General features: G+C 68.4%; 3 protein-coding genes. 1 reads left to right on the forward strand and 2 read right to left on the reverse strand.

The window, feature by feature from the left end:
* A partial coding sequence (locus WCJ52_RS12955; protein WP_336903717.1) for a hypothetical protein occupies nt 1-294 on the reverse strand: 294 nt, incomplete at its 3' end.
* On the opposite strand from WCJ52_RS12955, the gene rimM reads away from it, so the two are divergent.
* Nucleotides 265-768: a ribosome maturation factor RimM gene (gene rimM / locus WCJ52_RS12960; protein ID WP_336903718.1), complete on the forward strand. Its 504-nt coding sequence runs from the start codon at nt 265-267 to the stop codon at nt 766-768. The genes WCJ52_RS12955 and rimM overlap by 30 nt on opposite strands.
* Before the next feature lie 6 nt (nt 769-774).
* Here rimM and WCJ52_RS12965 read toward each other — a convergent pair whose 3' ends face one another.
* On the reverse strand, nt 775-1641 hold the full coding sequence (locus WCJ52_RS12965) for an acyl-CoA thioesterase II (protein ID WP_336903719.1): 867 nt from the start codon (nt 1639-1641) through the stop codon (nt 775-777).
* Between the last annotated feature and the right edge of the window lie 187 nt (nt 1642-1828).

Here is a 1828-nt window from a genome sequence, read left to right on the forward strand (position 1 = left end):
GAGGTCGCCGTTGAGGCCCCGGTTGAGGTCGCCGCTGAGGCCCCGGTTGAAGTCGCCGTTGAGGCCCCGGTTGAGGTCGCCGTTGAGGCCCCGGTTGAGGTCGCCGTTGAGGCTCTGGTTGAGGGCGCCGTTGAGGCCCCGGCTGAGGTCGCCACTGAGGTCGCCGTTGAGGCTCCGGCTGAGGAAGCCGCCGCCGAAGAGACAGCCTCGGAAGGCTGAACCTGACGGCCCGGCGTCCTGCGTCGGGCCGATCCAGGGTCTGCAATGGCGGATCGGCTGATCCTTGTCGGACATATCGCCGGTGCCTTCGGCGTCCGCGGCGACGTGCGGGTGACCAGCTTCACCGCCGATCCCATGACCCTGGCCGAATACCGCGACCTGCGGCGGGCGGACGGCTCCCCGGCACCGGAACTGTCAGGTGCCCGGCCCGTCAAGGGCGGGCTGGTCGCTCGGGCCACCGGGGTCGAGACCCGCGAGCAGGCCGAGGCCCTGAGAGGCCTGAAACTGCACGTCCTGCGGGAAGCCCTGCCGGCGCCCGACGAGGACGAATTCTACCTCACTGACCTGGTCGGAATGCGGGTCGAAACCCCGGATGGCCAGGTTCTCGGGGCCGTGCGTGGAGTTCAGGACTTTGGCGCCGGCGACCTCCTGGAGATCAAGCCCGAGGGGGCCTCCTCCTTCTGGCTGCCCTTCACCCGGGAGGCCGTCCCGGAGATCGACCTTGCCGGAGGTCGGATCGTCGCCCAACCCCCCGCCGAGACCGAATAGGCCGGGTCAGTCCTTGCGCAGCCGTAGCAGGCCTTCCTGGGCCACGCTCGCCACCAAGACCCCCTCGCGGGAATAGATCGATCCGCGGATGAAGCCCCGGCCGCCGGCGGCGCTGGGGCTATCCTGGGCGTAGAGGTGCCAGTCGTTGAAGTTCATCGGCTTGTGGAACCACATGGCGTGGTCGAGGCTGGCGGACTGGAAGTTGCGTGTCTGCCAGTGAACCCGGTGCGGCCGCATGGCGGTGGACAACAGGTTCATGTCCGAGGCGTAGGACAGGAGCACCTGGTGCAGGACGGGGTCCTCGCCGATCGGCGCCCGGGCGCGGAACCAGACCTCGCTCTTCGGCTCCCGCGCTTCGGGCCGCTCACGGTCGAAGAGGCTGGAGCCGTCCACCGGGCGCATCTCGATGGGCCGTGGACGCATCGCCCACTTGCGCGCCTCCTCCGGCATCTTCTCCAGGGCCGCCTTGAGGGCCTCGGCTTCTGCGGGGAGTTCGTCGGGTCCGGCCACGGCCGGCATGGCGGCCTGGTGTTCGAAGCCCTCTTCCGGTGCCTGGAAGGAAGCGGCGAGGTTGAAGATCTGCTTGCCGTTCTGGACGGCGATCACCCGGCGGGTGGTAAAGCTGCCGCCGTCGCGGGACCGATCGACGTCGAAGAGGATCGGTATGGTCGGGTCGCCCGGACGGATGAAATAGCAGTGCAGGGAATGGCAGACCCGGTCCTCGACCGTGCCATAGGCGGCCAGCAGGGACTGGGCGATGACCTGTCCGCCGAAAATCCGGCCAGGCCCTTCGTTCGGCGACAATCCGCGGAAGAGGTTCACCTCAAGGCGCTCGAGCGCCAGGGTGTCGACGAGGTTTTCGGGTTTGGACATGGCTGGGGGATCAATGCTGCAGATGCGAAAGGATAGGGCATAGAGCCAGTCGACCGGCGCGGCAAGGCGAGCGCGGGGCGACGCCGGGACTCGAAATATACGCCGTCTTCGTCCACAAGCCCCGCATGTCCGCGCCGCCGCCCTTCGAGGTCACAGTCCTGACCATGTTCCCCGAGGCCTTTCCCGG

The sequence above is a fragment of the Phenylobacterium sp. genome (assembly GCF_037138395.1).
Taxonomy (GTDB): Bacteria; Pseudomonadota; Alphaproteobacteria; order Caulobacterales; family Caulobacteraceae; genus Phenylobacterium.

Excerpts from the sequence above, each read along its gene's own strand:
- WCJ52_RS12965 (WP_336903719.1), bottom strand. The coding sequence starts at position 1,641 with ATGTCCAAACCCGAAAACCTCGTCGACACCCTGGCGCTCGAGCGCCTT.
- rimM (WP_336903718.1), top strand. The coding sequence starts at position 265 with ATGGCGGATCGGCTGATCCTTGTCGGACATATCGCCGGTGCCTTCGGC.